Source organism: Polystyrenella longa (genome assembly GCF_007750395.1).
Taxonomy (GTDB): domain Bacteria; phylum Planctomycetota; class Planctomycetia; order Planctomycetales; family Planctomycetaceae; genus Polystyrenella; species Polystyrenella longa.
Genome location: NZ_CP036281.1, coordinates 4,886,288 through 4,900,493, shown reverse-complemented (window position 1 = coordinate 4,900,493; position 14,206 = coordinate 4,886,288). Strand labels below are relative to the sequence as shown.

The window sequence follows — 14,206 nt, the reverse complement described above, 5'->3', positions numbered from 1 at the left end:
CCGCTTGAATACAATCGCTCTCAAGAAGTCTAGTTAATTCAGGTCTTTGATTTGGGGGTTGAATTGCAGTTCTTTCAGGAGTTCTTTTTCTTCGATCGACTGGACTTTGATGTATTCGGCGTATTGGCGGTCGAGTTCTTCGTAGCTGGTTTGGGTCAGCTGTGACAGATTGGCGACTGGACGCGGACGGGCACCGGCTGCGTTATAAATCTGAACGAGATGTTCTATTAACGCATCGCGGTAGAGCCCATCTTCATAGTGCATCAGGAAGTGTGTTAACCCGGAAGCTTGAGAATAGTTCCAGGCCAATCGAGGGTGCCCCTGAAACTGATAGAGACTCATGCCGCAGAATTGTTGAAGTGGAATATAATGATTGTCTTCCAGGAGTCGGACGCGCGATGCATAAAAGCGATCGTGAAGGATGTTTCCAACGGTCCAGGTATCGTCGTCCTGCAATTCGAAAGACTCCATGTAACACGCAATGCCTTCCATCAGCCAGAAGTGCTCTTTCTCGGCAACTTGTCGGCGGCGGGGAGCACTTTCAAAGAAGATTTGATGCGTGGCTTCATGGTAGAGCACAGAGTCGTCCCGCGCATTCGGGTCATGGTAAAAATACGAAATTTGATCCGCTGTCAGGTACAGTCCATTGGTAATAGATATTTTAGGGACTCGCTGACCAGCCTCGTTGATAATCATTCCCGGAATCTTGCGAGCCAGATGCGCGACATATTCGTCCTTCGAATTGAAAAAAAAGACTTGATGCCGTTCACCCAGGCTACGACTCAGGTTACGTGATGAATTATCGAATAGCTGTTCCATCTGCTGGGGGGTCGTGAAAAACGAGTGGAACGTCTGGTAGAAAAATCGATGGAAATTCTCCAACTTACGGGAGATATCGACCCCTCGTTCGTGGCTATGATTCGTCTTGATGACGAAATGTTCGCTTTCAATCGTCCAGGCATTGCTGAGATCGCGCCGCATTTCCTGCTCACGCGCAGCCGAAATCCAGCGGTTGTCATAAAACCGCTCCCCTGCTTCGTACCTGGCGACATGGGCCTCTTTGACCCAACCGAACTGGTCGTGTTCGATGAAATTATTCTTCGCCATTCGTTTTTCAAACGGCGTTAACCATTGGCTGTCGTATCGCTCGTAACCCATGATCTTACGACTGACTTGATGATCGGGATCGAAGCGGAGTACTTCCTGAATAATTCCGTAGGCATAGGCCGGATACCCGATTTTGGATGCTCGTCGTGCTAAAACATACAAGCGATTGGCGTGTGTCTGGCTGAATTCCCGTTGTATCTTCAAAATGGCGTAGACTTCACGCGGAAGATCAGGATCGAGTTCAGGCTGCATTTCCTTTTGTAGGGATACGACTCTGTTCATTGAAAGTTTGGCCGGCTTGGCCAGCTTGAACATGCGGGCAGCTAACTCAGGAGCCTGAAGGACTTCCAGCTGTTCTCCCATTTTCTGAAGCGAGAAAGTCGCCTTCTCCTGTAACTCCAGGTGCTCGGCCCGGATCATTTCCAACGTTCGCGGACTGGCGGCCTCGGCGACGAGTGAAGAGAACAGACAGATCAAGATGAACAGCATCGTGATTCGATGACTGGCTACTGTTCGAAGGGGCTGCGTGAAACGGTTCCGCATTAAAAGCATATGACAGGCTCAGATTGAATTCGGCGTGAATATCGGGTTGGAAGTTCTGCTATTTTACCGCACCAACGGGGTAAGCAGAAAGACCGAAATTTCAAGCTTTTTCTCAGCCAGTTATTGCTGTTTAAGCAGGGAAACCAGTTTTGGAAGTAATTGTCTAAACGCCCGTGCCCGATGACTGATCTGCCTTTTGACGATCGGTTTGAATTCGCCAAACGTACGTCCGTATTCGGGAATCAGAAAATACGGGTCGTATCCAAACCCATTGGTTCCCCTAGGATCCCGCGTAATCCGCCCATGACACTCGGCTTCCATGGAGAGCTGAACATTTCCTTCAGAGTCGGAGACAGCAACATGGCAGATGTAAAAGGCATTTCGCTTGTCGTCAGAGACGTTTTTCAATTCTTCCTGTAGTTTGGCGTTATTCAGATCGTCGTTCGCGTTTTCCCCCGAAAATCGAGCGGAATAGATGCCAGGAGCGCCTCCCAACGCAGCGACACACAATCCACTATCTTCGCCCAGTGCCCACGAGTTTAAGGCGGTGGCGACTTTCGCGGCTTTTTTAGCGGCGTTCGCAGCAAAGGTTTCCCCATCTTCGATTGTCTTCGGAACATCTGGAAAATCACCGACAGATTTGACTTCGATCTTCCACGGAGCCAGCAGGTCGCGGATCTCTCCAGTTTTCTTCTGGTTTCGACTGGCGATGATTAAGCGATTGGATGCAGACTGGGCATTCATCTGGGAAGCTTTCTTTTAAGGGAGAATCAGATCAACAGTCTCCAGCTCTCGTTCCGGACTGTCAAGCGATCCCAAGTCGATCCAAAGCAAGCTCGCCGCAATTTCAGGGAATTCAAAGGGTAGACGGACAAATCGACCGGTATGTCTGTTGAACAGCAGGACCACAAACTAGAATCGCCCCGGAACCTTTATTACTGACCGCGGCCGCGGGGCGGCCCTCAATTATTTGACAGACGGATGAAATCGAATGAAGTATGACGTGTACGGTGTGGGCAATGCTCTGGTTGATATTCAGGCACAGGTGAGCGATGAGGTTCTCACGGCACTCGATTTCTCAAAGGGAATCATGACTTTGGTCGACGAGCAGACTCAGGAACGAGTCCTCGGGGCTATCTCCGGTGTCCCGATAAATCGCTGTGCAGGCGGGTCCGCCGCGAACACGATCATTGGTATCGCGGACTTTGGGGGCAAGGTCGCTTATGCAGGCAAGGTGGGAAGTGATGAGATCGGTAGCTTCTTTCTCGAAGACATGCGGGAACTGGGAGTCACGATCGAGACACCGAATGTGGAAGGTCACAGTGGTACTTGTGTGATTCTTATCACAGAAGATGCAGAACGGACCATGTTGACCACATTAGGAGTCTCTTCAAAATTGACTCCCGATGACATTCAGGAAGATCATATTAAAGAAGCGACCTATGTGTATGTTGAAGGTTATCTCTTCACAGAGGAAGAGCCGAAGAAAGCCGCACTGAAGGCAATGGAATTGGCAAAGAAAAATGGAGTGAAAGTTGCGTTCACTGTTTCTGATCCGTTTCTCATCAACTTGTTTCGGGACGAATTTATCGAGCTGATTGAAAACTCTGTCGACTTGCTGTTTTGTAATGAAGACGAAGCCAAAAGCCTCGCTCAGCTGGACGATACCGTCGAGTGCGTTAAATGGTTGCACGAACGGTGTGAGAACGTCGCGATGACCTTGGGCCCGAACGGTTCGATTATTATGCACGAAGGGGAAGTCATTCCCGTCGAAGGCGTTTCCACGAAAGCGATCGACACGACCGGAGCTGGTGACATGTATGCAGCAGGGCTGCTGTATGGAATTACCCACGGCATGGATTGGAAACTGGCGGGACACCTGGCGTCGCATGCGGCAGCACGAATCGTAAGCCAATTGGGCGCCCGCATGGAGCAGAAATTCTCTGCGGAAGAAGTTGAAGAACTTACGAAGTAGCCGCCTGGTTTCGGCCGCCGGCTGAATTGGGCTTTTCGGAAGGCTTCGACGTTGGACTGATGGTTGGCATCAAGTCGATCAATTCTTTAATTGGAGCACCGGCATCGTTCTGTCCGTCGGAACTCCCTTTAACGGGGGAGTTCTCGCCCGGTTCCCCCTCTAGAAAAAAATCTTCCAGCGTTAAATTGACAACGGGAATATTGGGAGTAACGCCCTTAGGCTGAACGGTCGTTTCTTTAGAAGTCAATTCACGTTCCGACGCGTTTCGCCAAAGTCTTCGCCACGCTTGAATATCAGAGATGGGTGGGTCAAAGGCAAAGGGTTCTCGATCTCCATATTCGTTTGCAAAATAGCTACCGAATTCGCTGAAGTAGTCAGAACCTTTCCGATCGTTCCATTTCAATCGTTCTGGAAGAAAATGTATCAGGCTAACCGTTTGCTGCTTGTCCACGATGTGCGTTTGCAGGAATGTGTGGCCACTCGGATGTGAGATAAAAACATTGTTAGCGGAGTGGATTTGCATCGGTGGGATTTCAGCGAGGCTGTCCAATGTCCAATCGAGATTGAAAAATGGACCGCCGCATAGAAAAGTGGACTGCGCGATATTGAGTTCGAGAGAGGACGTTCCTTCCGGTGCTTTTTCAAAATTGGATAACGGCCATACACCCGTATTACTGTTTTCCAGGTAGATTGTATCGGTATCTGCGGCAACTACGCTTTTGTTAATTGCTATCCGTGTCGGAACAACAACATCAATCTGGAAAAGCCGTGCCTGTCCGCGGAAGAAGGAACTGGAGATCTCAATCTCCGCTTTATTCGCATCCGGATCGACCGCCAACGTAGGAGTGAATGTATTGACATCGTTCAATTCGGTTGGTCGTTTAACACGGACGATGCTTGCCTTCTTAAGACCACTCTTAAGAACAGTCACGCTGCAACCGGACATGAGCAGCGAATTGCCTTTACCCATCAGAGTGAACAAGGTCGGAACCGAATCTGAGAACAAGGGATCAATCTGAAATTCCAGATCGAGGTTGTGGAGACTTAACGAGCAATTATCCCGCAGATCGATCAGCCCTTCGTAGCTGGAGGACCGTTTTGATTCGTACCGGAATTGAATGCGGGGGCGTGTCCCGGAAGCCGAGCGTAAGGTGATCGACTTTTTAACCAGTTGAAAAGGCTGGTTGATCACAATGGGAGTCTCGGGGCTGCTGGCGATTTCAATCACGCCATTTCTGGGAGAGAACTCCAGAGCTTGCTCTAATGTCGCGAACGCTTCATCGGCTCCGCCATCGCTGTTTTTAAGGACAAATAGCTTCTTGACGTCTTGTGGTCTCGATGGTGAACTGGTCTTAGGCGGATTAGTATTCGTGTCAGTAGGTTTAATGTCACGCGGGATATTAGAGTCGTCCTCATTGGCGAGCATGTTCAGACTGTTGTTGGTATCGTCTGAGGTGCTTGGAGCGGGGACGATAGCCTGAGTACTCGCCGGACCCGGATCAGGTGGATCGACTGCCGGTTTCTCTTCGGGTTGAATCGCCGTGTTTCGTTCAGAATTAGATCCTTCCGGCGATAAAGTCGTGGCGTTCTGGGAGACGACATCGATGATGATCACCATACCGATCAACAGAATCGCCATAAAAATCCAGCTGAGAGAGGATTCCCATTGGGCCTGTCGTTTGCTGATTGGAGCGGATCGGCGAAAGGGTCGCGAAGGGCCTCCCGGCATTCCGAGTTGCTGCGCGACTTGCTCCAGTTCGTGAAGCAGCTCATTGGGGGTGGGGTAGCGTTCTGCCGGGTCGCTGGCCATCATCTTCTGAACAATGTGAGTCAGAAGTGGTGGCAGGTTCGGAACTTTGTCCGCTGGATCGGGGACTTCTTTTGATTCGTGGTGAAATAGCTTCTGGACGAACGTGCCACCTGGGTAAGGAGGCTCTCCAGTTAACATGTGGTAAAGCGAACAACCGAGCGAATAAATGTCGGCACGAACATCGACGAAACGAGGGTCTTTCGCCTGTTCAGGGGCGATATAGTCAAACGTTCCGAGCGTGGTTCCGGCAACTGTTAAATCACCTTGCGATTCTGTCGACTCTTGTCGGGCCAGCCCCAGGTCTACGAGTTTCGCCATTCCGGCCGGAGTGACGATGATGTTGGAGGGTTTAATATCGCGGTGAATCACACCAGCAGCCGAAGTGTGATTTAATGCGGAAGCAACCTGATGGGTGTAATACACGGCATCGGCTGGCTTCAATCGACCTTCCTGATGGATGAGTTGGCGTACGTTCGGTCCAATGACGTACTCGTATGCGATGAAGTGAACCCCTTTTTCTTCACCGAAATAATAAACACGGGCAATGTTTTCATGATCAAGTCGGGCAGCCGAGCGGGCCTCATTGCGAAACCGCTGAATGGCGTCCGGTTGATGTAGCTGTGTGGGTGAGAGGACCTTGAGTGCCACGATTCGTTGCAGCCGCTCATCAATCGCTCTGAAAACGGCGCCCATGCCTCCCGCGCCAATTCGTTCTTCTATACGAAAGTGCCCCAGGACGATCCCCGCAGTTTCGGGAAGGGGAGCATCGGCCGGTAAACCCTGCTCTCGTGGGAAAAGACGAAAACGAACTTCAGAGGGTGAGATATCTCCATCGGCCAGTGGCGATACGGTGGGAAGCATCGGATCGGTCGGCGGTGGAGCGTTGACTGACGAGCCCGTTGAAGGCACCCGTAGCACCGTATCCTGGTCGAGACCCTGTTCTCGCGTTGAGTAGGTCAACGGAGCATCGTCTTCATTGCTAACCTCATCCAGCAGCTTATCTGATTTAACCGTGCTGGCGGGTTGATCATCCTTCTCTTCAGATTGTTCCGTGGACGCATCACCTTCCTGAGAGGAAAGGTCCTCATCAAGTTGGGGATCAGAGCCATCGGCGAAGGAGGAGTTGGGCATCAATTTACCTGAAGGTCATATTCAGAGGAGGTCAGGATCGTGGGTGATCCGGTTTCGTGTGGGTGAGATTCGATCAGCTGGCAGCAACGCAGCAAGCGAAGATTGTATTAATCGAGATTAAGACCTTCCCAATCAAAAGTGATAGAAGATCGACTGGCCGTCGTCAGGCCAAGTCAAAGCGCAGTTTCTCTGTCTCCTCAATTTTAGGTCACGCGGAGGGGAGTTCAAGCAGCAAATAACGGGGGATTGAAATTTAAAACGGCGTTTCCCTGCTGCAAGTTCGCATGGAAAGTGCAAGCGTTAGATCATCTCGTTAATGAAGTCTGGCATTCAGTGCGATCAGTAAAACCCTCAATACCGGTATGGACTGTAAAATCAGCAGAAGGCTCTAGGCTGGAATTCAAACAGCAAGGGCACTACTTATTTTCCAGGATGCGATCGATTTCTTCTTCCACAGAAGTACACAATGCAACCAGTTTTTCAGCAGACTGATTCGTGAATTCATCGGCCGCCAGCAGATTCTTGACCGAGTTCCTCAGGGTGACATCCTTAACAGTTTCCGGGAATACCCCATTCCGCGAAGGATGGATCAGCTCGACAGTGTCGGAAACCTTCGGGAGAAATCCTCGTTCCAAGTGATCCCGCAATTCACGAATTCGACGTTCGGCCAGTGTTAACCGATCACGCAACGTCATGGCGTCATAGTTCTCCATGGCAACGGGCTCCTTGTCTGTGGGGTTATCGGAGGGGGGCCTTCAACAGTCTGGCCGCGGAAATCAATCCGCAAGAAGACGTTCACAAAGAAATGTTTTGATTGTTAAAGAGAGGATCTACCAACATATAAGACCTGACCATTTATTAGACCTCATGCGATTCCCTCGGGTCAAGGGGGAGTGAACAATTGCGCCCGTTTTCTGAAACTCCTATTTCCGAGACAGGGTGGACAGGAAAATTCGAAATCCGGTACAGTTTGAGATTGCTGAATCTTTGTATTTCTCGCTTTGTTTCTATTAGCGGGTGTATATCGCCTTGAATGGATGTTATCACCTTCCCTACCCACCTGTCTGGGTATATTAGTTCTGGTTCAGTATTTACTAATCATCCTCCCTGCCGATCCCCACTCTCCTTCACCAGATTCCTCACTGAAATGTGGAACTCATGTCTCGTATTCTACTGGTTGCTGATATCCATTCGAACTGGTCTGCCCTTTCGGCGATCCAGGAGGATTTCGACGCCTGTATTGTGGCGGGGGATATCGTCGATTATGGAACTAATCCGATCCCCTGTATCGAATGGGTGCGTAAAAATGCGACCGTGGCTGTGCGGGGAAATCATGATCACGCCGTCGCCCAACGGGTAGCAGCTCGGTCGGGAGCAGGCTTTCGAGCGTTGGCAGCAGCCACGCGGCCCGTTCACTGGGACTTACTTCGTCCTTCGCAGATGAAATACCTCGCCCGACTACCTGTAATGCAGCAAGTGGAGATAGGCGGTTTAAAAATTCTGGTGGTGCATGGAACCCCGCGCGACCCGATGGATGAATATCTACGAGAGGATAAATCAGCCTGGCGAAATCGGCTGGAAGGGTTGGATGTTGATCTTGTTTGCGTCGGGCATACGCATCATCCAATGTATCTTGATCTCGGAGACACCCAGGTCATCAATCCTGGAAGTGTGGGCCAACCCCGAGATGGTGATGCCCGTGCTGCTTATGTCATCATTGAAAACAACGAAGTCATGTTTAAGCGAGTGACTTACAATATCGAAGAGAGCATCAAGAACATGCGCGTGAATGGAATCGACCGCTGGGCGATTGAATTAACCGAGCAGCTTTTACGCTCGGGAGGTCACCCGGACTCGTTCCGGGGAACAGAGGCTGACGCGCAGTAACGATTTCATCAACGCGAAGTCAAGGAAAGTCGAGATCGCAGGCATCACTACCAACCCGAATAAACAATGGGTGACACAAGTTGCACGCAACCTGACTGGCGACGATGGATTTCTGGAAAATGCTTCCCACCTGATCCTTGATCGCGACACGTCCTTTCAACCACTGCGTTCTTTACTGAAGGAATAGACTGAAATCGAACCGGTGCTGCTTCCGCCGAAGAGTCCGAACATGAATGCGTATCTCGAACGATTTATGAGAAGTCTGAAATCTGAGTGCCTAAGAAAGATGATCTTCTTCGGTGAGCACTCACTCGCACGAGCGCTGAAGGAATACGTTGCCCATTACCATTCCGAGCGGAACCATCAGGGACTCGACAATCAGCTGATTGATCCTGATGAAGTCAGATGCGTCGCTGGCAAGGTCGAATGCCGCGAACGTCTCGGTGGGCTGCTCAAGTGTTACTATCGCGACGCAGCTTGAATCAGCCTCGAATAGATGTCGGTCCTCGTGTTGTGATTTCCCGCTACCGTTGCGATCGGAAGATCCTTTTCGCACCGAATTTGACAACAATCCTCGGACCGCGAAACAAATCTCTTTCGAAAACCATTGCTCATCACCAACGCAACCACTTATAATCAGTGGTTTTCAACGTCTGCTGAGTATTTTACGATACGAGAATGAGTAAAATGTCGTAGTTCATCACGACGTAATGTAACCCCGTGTTGAATAGCTCATCTACTTGTCAGCCAAGTTAACATCATCGTTTTTCAGCATTCATCATGATTTACCTGTTAATCGCATTATCAATCTCCTTTGTGCTCTTTGTCATCAATCGAGTCACGATTAATTTGAATCGTTCCAGGAAATCGGAAGGAGAATACGGTGGGTTTCGCGACTGGGTGAAAAACCCGGAAATGAAAAATGAGTATGCGGAATTTATGGAGTCACAGCAAGCGGCAAAAAAATCGTTGCGTGTTCCTGAAAACATTTCCGATCGCGATATTGAGAAATTAGTCAATCGGCTTTTTATCGAAGATGACCATGACTTCAATTACGATAAGCTACAACTCATTGGAAAAAAGGCCGTCCCTTTTTTGATGAAGGCACTACAAAATCAACGAGTCGCAAAAAGATTCAACCCTAACGGCTTTAAGTTTGGTTCTGATACTCCACTGCAACGTATTTGTAGTTTACTCATACCCCACGATGCGAACAGAGCCGTCAAGATATTAACCCGATTTATCGATCATGAGGATAACTATGTCCGAAAGTATGCTGCTTTAGAAATCAGCGAACATGGAACAGGAGCCTGCATCCCGACAATACTGAAAGCATTGGATGATGAGGACGACTATGTCCGATCACACACTATGATTGGCATTCGAAATGGTATAAGGGAAGGGACGAACAGTAAAGAGTTTCTCACAGGGATATTTCCGGGTCTCATAAAACTATTGAACCGAAAAGACAGATCTGTTGGTGGAGAAGCTCCCAGATTATTGCTGGATATTGATACCGATAAAGCTGTACCAATTCTGCTGTCGAGTAATTATTTCACAATAGAGAACAGCCAACTCCATTACATAATCATGGCATTGAACGAAGCTGAATACCAGATACCCAGGGTTCAGTTACTACCGTTGATGAATCAGTTAAAACATAATGTCGATAAGTACCCACACGATTATGAATATGCGGAAGCTCTTCATGCGTACGCCTTCAACCCGGATCAGTCGGCCGAACAGTATCTTCGCAACGACTTGAATTCCCCTCACAAAAAAGTACAAGAGGCGGCGGCACGTGCGATTGGGATTCTCGAAGGTATTACGGAACCATTCAATGTTATTCTCGAAACAAAGAAGGAGAGCGGATTCGAGGGCCTGACTAAACAGCAGAAGTTTTACTATGCGGTTTTCATGTACGATGCAGAAGTCCGAAATGGAGGGCATGCTCAATACTTCGTGAACTCGACAGGTAACAACTGGAAAACAGCTTATGCGGGTTTGAAAGCGATTGGTGCCAGTTCCCGTGTTACGATTCTACGAAATGCCTTGTCACTCTTCGGAAAAGCTGGTCCCTCGGAAGACAACGATCTTCGTCACGAGCAATTAGCAGATTTCTCTCAGAAACAGGAAGACATTCTCGACAAACTTAACGATGAGTATTATGACTGCCAGGAGAATACAGAAATGCTCCTTGCACTCTTCGCGATCGCCCATAAAAGACATTTTATAGCCGACGATTGAGTTTCGCCCGTATCGTAAAAAAACTCAGCCGAACTCAAAACGCTGCAATTCTAGGGATCTGCGAGACACCAACGGCCTTGATTCTCAGACGAGTTGACAACAACGCTCGCCGCTACATTCAGTACAACCGTTGCCTCCGGTCGTGAAGACTGGCAGCGATACACGTTTCGAGAGTGCTACGGCTCAGAGAATGGTTATAGTTCCAAAGTAACCCTCCCCTGCACTTTGGTAACTGATTAGATGGAATTTGTGATGCAGCCCTGGCACCTGCTGGTATTCGCGTTGGTAAGTTGGGTGAATCGCGAACAACAACTGGCGATTGAATACCTGAAGACTGAAAATAGTATCCTCCGCGATAAACTCGGTAAGAAACGGATCCTACTGAACGATAACGAGCGTCGTCGCCTGGCAGTCAAAGGAAAGCAGCTTGGTCGAAAGTTGCTAAGTGAACTCGGCGCGATCTTCACTCGCGATACCATTCTCCGTTGGCACCGGGAGTTGATTGCCCGGAAATGGGACTACTCGTCGGAGAAGAAACAAGTTGTGCGCCCGCGCGTTCGACAGGAGATCGTCGAACTGATCCTGCGGTTCGCGAAAGAGAATCCCACGTGGGGAGCTGATCGAATTCAAGGTGCCTTGGCAAACGTTGGTTTTCACATCACCGATACGACTGTCAGAAATGTGCTGAAGGCCAATGGTATCGAGCCTGCTCCCGATCGCCCTGCTTCAATATCCTGGGAGACGTTTCTCAGAGCTCATTGGGAGACCATCTTCGCCGTCGATTTCACCACGGTAGAAGTCTGGACGAAGACCGGTCTAACGACGTTCTACGTCATGGTGGTGATGGAGCTGAAGTCACGTAAAGTCGAGATCGCAGGCATCACTACCAACCCGAATAAACAATGGGTGACACAAGTTGCACGTAACCTCTCCGGCGACGATGGCTTCCTGGAAAACGCCTCCCATCTGATCCTTGATTGCAGTCCGCCGTATTCCCGACGCCATTTGTAATACGCCCATGGGTTTTGGCACTTCAGAGGGATAATCATCCCCTGAGAGAGATGGACCTCCGCTTCCCGGAGCTTGGTGATGATCTGTTCGGATGAATGTCGTTTTGCGGGCATGAGGGCCTCCTTTTCTGATCCAGAACCCTGAATTGTATATCAGGATCTGGGCTCGGTTTAGGGAGGCAGGTCACAACCATTCCTGAGATTTTAACGTCTTAAGCGGGCATCGGTTTCTGCTGCGGCTTCTTTAAGAACCCGACGGGAAATATCGGTCCAGTGAGTAATATCAATCTCGTAGGGACCACTGGGCAGTGCAAAGCCTTCAAACCTTTTCTGATAAGCCATCAGTCGACGAACCTTTTCGTCAAAGGTAAGTTCGCCCGGATGAGTCGACTCTGGTGCGCGTCCCCAGACAATGATGGAACCAGATGCGGACACAATTTCAAAGGTCGGGTCAAATTCACCCTGCCCTGTTGCGGCACGATTCCGTTGATCTTGCTGTGCGCGGATTGCAACAAAATCAAAGTTGCCCCAGTAAGGTTTAATTTCGCTCGCCAATTTGGCCCCTTTACGAATCACCGGATCGTCCCAGGCGCTTCCCACATACAAAGGAGGTGGAACTTTCGATGGATGTAGCACGGGGAATCGTTCGAGTGTTGCTGGGGCAAAGTCTTCACTGGGAAGAATCACGGAATCGACATCGATGGGATGGAGTTTTCCTTCGAGTTCCACTACCGCAACCGGCTCGCGAAATGTTAATTCCACCGATGCAGAAGGGGGATACCCAATTCGAACGGCTTCGACCGACTTCACCCAAGGTTCCTTTTCGAACCAGGTAGAGATCGTTCGCGCTAACTCCGGTTCCAGCACATTATCGGGAATCTGATTATGGGAGAGCACAGCGTTGAGGAAATGGGCGGGAACCCAATCAGGTCGGTTTTCCAAGGTGATGTCAGACGACGTTAACTGATACCGGTGTTGGCTTGTCAGGTCAGGTAGCTTTTTATAAACGCGCGGGGCCAACACGATCAAAGTCGCGATCAACGCCAGCCATAATAGAGGAAACGGACGAAACAGATTTCTGGTGAACCAGTTCTGTTGCTTCGGTTTCTCTTTCTGTTTGCGTTTGCCTGGTTTTTTTTTCTGTTTCGCGAATAACATGAAAAGTGAGCCGCAATTTCTTCCAGTGAAATACGAGACTTAACCGCACGAGGCCTGTTGGTGCGCAGAACGACCCTGTTCTGATACTTCCCTATCGATCTACATCGACCGCAGTTCCGTTACGGAAAAGTCCGGTTGGCCCTGGAGCCTCTTTTTAAAAAGAGCGACTTTGACTATGCGGACTGGGCTAATTCTGACGACGCAGAAAGCTGTTCTGCAGGGCGGCGCGTACGGTCCGCTCGAAGAATTCACCCAGTTCGATTCCCTGTTGTTCGGCAGCCATTGGAATCAGGCTATGTGACGTAAACCCAGGAATCGTATTCACTTCCAGAATCCACGGTTTGCCAAAACGATCCAGACGGATATCCGCCCGGGCAATACCGGAGACGCCCAGCGAGTCGAAAGAGGCTAAAGCAAGCTGCTCAATCTGACCAATCGTGGGGCTTTCGAGATCAAATTCGAACAGAAACCGAGTTTCGTCATCGACGTATTTGGCGTCGTAATCGTAAAACTCCCGTTCAGATTCAATCTGTATCAGGGGCAAGGGTTCGCCATTAGCGATTCCCATCGTCCATTCTGTTCCTTCAATCGCCTGTTCCATCAATCCGAAGCAGTCGTAATGGAAACAGCGGGCCAGAGCCTGCGGAAGGTCTTCCGGACTGCGAACGATGGTGACTCCCAGACTGGAACCTTGTGCGTCTGGTTTGACGACGAGGGGGTAGCCAATACTGTTCGCTTTCTGATGAATCGAGGTGGCGTCGTCTGTTTCGTGAATGAGGACGTACGCCGGTGTATCTACACCGGAAAGCAGAAAACGTTCTTTCGCCGCTGATTTGCTGAAGGCGAGTCGTGATGCTGAAGAATCGCTGCCTGTATAAGGAACTTCAAGTTCCTCCAGCAGGCGCTGAACTCCACCATCTTCGCCATAGGTGCCGTGCAATGCGATGAAGGCGACGTCGCAGTCGCTCCAATCGCGCGTGGCCAAGTCTTCCGAAGCGGGATCGACTTGCACAACCTCATGTCCGCGACTCTTCAACGCCTCGGTGGCTGTAGCCCCACTTTGAAGGCTGATTTCCCGCTCGGCGGAATCTCCACCTGCAAGAACTACGATTCGCAAAACATCGCCGGAAAGAAAGTCGAAATCTGCCATGGAAGCCTCCGTGCACCTGGCTTGGTCTTACCTCGTTTGAGTGATCTTCAGTAGGACTGCAGGGTGGGAGCAAACCAAGTAGAGTGCCGGCCCGGCGGTTTCTGAAATACAAAAACGAGACGTTATCAGGGTGATTAATCAGGTGGTTTCAGAACGGAAATCATCAGGAGCCTGCCCGATTCCCTGGG

At 49.9% G+C, this 14,206-nt stretch carries 11 protein-coding genes; 5 read left to right on the top strand and 6 right to left on the bottom strand.

Going from position 1 to position 14,206, the window contains the following annotated elements; genetic code table 11:
- Positions 1-33 precede the first annotated feature (33 nt).
- Together Pla110_RS18205 and rdgB are read right to left on the bottom strand one after the other, a co-directional pair.
- Complete coding sequence (locus Pla110_RS18205) at positions 34-1,596, bottom strand: DUF1570 domain-containing protein (protein WP_197440275.1); 1,563 nt, start codon at positions 1,594-1,596, stop codon at positions 34-36.
- 174 nt (positions 1,597-1,770) lie between these two features.
- Positions 1,771-2,394, bottom strand: coding sequence for an RdgB/HAM1 family non-canonical purine NTP pyrophosphatase (rdgB, locus tag Pla110_RS18200; RefSeq protein ID WP_144997846.1), 624 nt, complete (start codon positions 2,392-2,394; stop codon positions 1,771-1,773).
- 247 nt (positions 2,395-2,641) lie between these two features.
- Between rdgB and Pla110_RS18195 the strand changes: the two genes are divergently transcribed.
- Positions 2,642-3,625, top strand: coding sequence for an adenosine kinase (locus Pla110_RS18195; RefSeq protein ID WP_144997844.1), 984 nt, complete (start codon positions 2,642-2,644; stop codon positions 3,623-3,625).
- On the opposite strand, the gene Pla110_RS18190 is transcribed toward Pla110_RS18195, so the two are convergent.
- Complete coding sequence (locus Pla110_RS18190) at positions 3,615-6,566, bottom strand: serine/threonine protein kinase (protein ID WP_144997842.1); 2,952 nt, start codon at positions 6,564-6,566, stop codon at positions 3,615-3,617. The two genes, Pla110_RS18195 and Pla110_RS18190, sit on opposite strands and share 11 nt — an antisense overlap.
- A 416-nt stretch (positions 6,567-6,982) precedes the next feature.
- The gene (locus Pla110_RS18185; RefSeq protein WP_144997840.1) at positions 6,983-7,279 is read right to left on the bottom strand and encodes a hypothetical protein; all 297 of its coding nucleotides are present in this window, start codon (positions 7,277-7,279) and stop codon (positions 6,983-6,985) included.
- Between the two features lie 445 nt (positions 7,280-7,724).
- Between Pla110_RS18185 and Pla110_RS18180 the strand changes: the two genes are divergently transcribed.
- The 4 genes from Pla110_RS18180 (at position 7,725) to Pla110_RS18165 (ending at position 11,711) form a co-directional block, all read left to right on the top strand.
- The gene (locus Pla110_RS18180; RefSeq protein ID WP_144997838.1) at positions 7,725-8,453 is read left to right on the top strand and encodes a metallophosphoesterase family protein; all 729 of its coding nucleotides are present in this window, start codon (positions 7,725-7,727) and stop codon (positions 8,451-8,453) included.
- A gap of 202 nt (positions 8,454-8,655) precedes the next feature.
- Positions 8,656-8,934, top strand: coding sequence for a transposase (locus Pla110_RS18175; protein WP_261342282.1), 279 nt, complete (start codon positions 8,656-8,658; stop codon positions 8,932-8,934).
- A 299-nt stretch (positions 8,935-9,233) separates the two neighbouring features.
- Positions 9,234-10,700, top strand: coding sequence for a DMP19 family protein (locus tag Pla110_RS18170; RefSeq protein WP_144997834.1), 1,467 nt, complete (start codon positions 9,234-9,236; stop codon positions 10,698-10,700).
- Positions 10,701-10,952: 252 nt separating this feature from the next.
- The gene (locus Pla110_RS18165; protein WP_144997832.1) at positions 10,953-11,711 is read left to right on the top strand and encodes a hypothetical protein; all 759 of its coding nucleotides are present in this window, start codon (positions 10,953-10,955) and stop codon (positions 11,709-11,711) included.
- 203 nt (positions 11,712-11,914) lie between these two features.
- On the opposite strand, the gene Pla110_RS18160 is transcribed toward Pla110_RS18165, so the two are convergent.
- Positions 11,915-12,868, bottom strand: coding sequence for a cell division protein FtsQ/DivIB (locus tag Pla110_RS18160; RefSeq protein WP_144997830.1), 954 nt, complete (start codon positions 12,866-12,868; stop codon positions 11,915-11,917).
- A 187-nt stretch (positions 12,869-13,055) separates the two neighbouring features.
- Positions 13,056-14,018 carry a D-alanine--D-alanine ligase family protein gene (locus Pla110_RS18155; RefSeq protein ID WP_144997828.1) on the bottom strand — a complete coding sequence of 321 codons (963 nt, stop codon included), beginning with the start codon at positions 14,016-14,018 and terminating at the stop codon, positions 13,056-13,058.
- Positions 14,019-14,206 lie beyond the last annotated feature (188 nt).